This window comes from Vagococcus fluvialis, assembly GCF_048815235.1.
Taxonomy (GTDB): domain Bacteria; phylum Bacillota; class Bacilli; order Lactobacillales; family Vagococcaceae; genus Vagococcus.
The window spans coordinates 1-1,513 of sequence record NZ_JBMEAO010000040.1; the positions used below are offsets into that span (position 1 = coordinate 1).

Below are 1,513 nucleotides of genomic sequence, written 5' to 3' on the forward strand. Positions count from 1 at the left end.
TGTAGTGCACCCCTAAAGTTAGACCAAAAAATCTAACTTTAGGGGTGTATTTTTATGACAAAGTATAACTATAAATTTAAGCATAAAGTTGTCCGAGAATATCTAAATAGTGATGTTAGTTATTCCTTTTTAATGAAAAAATATGGCATTAAAAGTAACTCCCAGATTTACAATTGGTTAAATTCCTATAGGGAATTTGGTAAGGATGGATTACGACTTGTTAAGAAAAATAAAACTTACTCTATTCAATTTAAATTGAATGCGATAGAGTTATATCTAACAAGTAAGAAATCCTATCAAGAAACCGCTAATACCTTAGGTGTGAATAATTCTTCTCTTATTGCTAATTGGTTAAGGCAATTTAAAGAAGAAGGAATTGATGGGCTTTCCAGAATGAAAGGACGTCCAACAAAAATGTCTAAAAACAAATCTAAAGATTTATCACAATCAGATAAAGATAAAATCAAGGAATTAGAAGCACAATTACTTACCTTAAGAATAGAAAATGCTTATTTAAAAGAATTGAGGAAGCTAAGAGAGCAGGAAGAAAAACAACGAATGAAATTATCTCGTCCGTCATACTTAGCCTCCGAGGAGAATTCAAATTAACCGATCTTCTTGCGACTATTAAATTTCCCAAAAGTACTTATATGTACTGGCAGAAAAGAATGAATAGAGAGAATCCAAATCAAGAATTAGAAGAAGAAATTAAATTTATCTTTTTTGATAATCATAAAGCCTACGGCTATAGAAGGATTACCTCTGCATTACGAAATAAAGGCTACGTTATTAATCATAAAAAAGTGCGAAGAATTATGCTTAAATTAAATCTAAAAGTAATTAGTTTTACTCGTAAATCTAGAAGGTACAATTCGTATAAAGGTTCAGTAGGGCGAATCGCCAAAAACTTAATTCATAGAAGATTTTATACATCTATTCCTCACCAAAAATTAACAACAGATACAACTGAGTTTAAGTATTATGTTACAGATAAAAAAGGTACTTTAACGATAAAAAAATTATATCTCGATCCTTATTTAGACATGTTTAACAGTGAAATTATTTCATATTCTATTTCTGAAAAACCTACGGCACAATCTGTTGAAAGGGCTCAATTAGAAGCAATCAAGCAAACATCAGATTGTCCATTTAGAAGAACATTTCACTCAGACCAGGGTTGGGCGTATCAAATGAAACAATACTCGAAACATCTTAAAGATAATAAAATATTTCAAAGTATGTCCCGCAAGGGGAATTGTTTAGATAACTCATTAATTGAGAATTTTTTTGGGTTATTAAAGCAAGAAATCTATTACGGAAAAACATATCATAGCTTTGATGACTTAAAAAGTGCCATAGAAAACTGGATTTATTATTACAACAATAAGCGGATAAAAATGAAATTAGGTGGACTGTGTCCTGTTGATTTCCGTCTTAAGATGGCAGTTTAAGACAATAAAAAAGGAGTAGATTTCTCTACTCCAAAAAAGTCTAACTTTTAGGGTTCACTACA

General features: G+C 30.4%; 2 protein-coding genes. Both read left to right on the top strand.

The window, feature by feature from the left end:
• Nucleotides 1–54 precede the first annotated feature (54 nt).
• A complete protein-coding gene (locus ACODH8_RS14490) occupies nt 55–609 on the top strand; it encodes a transposase (RefSeq protein ID WP_420517807.1) in 555 nt (184 codons plus the stop codon).
• Nucleotides 522–1,451: an IS3 family transposase gene (locus ACODH8_RS14495; RefSeq protein ID WP_420505312.1), complete on the top strand. Its 930-nt coding sequence runs from the start codon at nt 522–524 to the stop codon at nt 1,449–1,451. Before ACODH8_RS14490 ends, ACODH8_RS14495 begins: the two co-directional genes overlap by 88 nt.
• Nucleotides 1,452–1,513: the final 62 nt, after the last annotated feature.

Coding starts and splice junctions, on each gene's coding strand:
- ACODH8_RS14490 (WP_420517807.1), top strand. CDS start 55: ATGACAAAGTATAACTATAAATTTAAGCATAAAGTTGTCCGAGAATAT.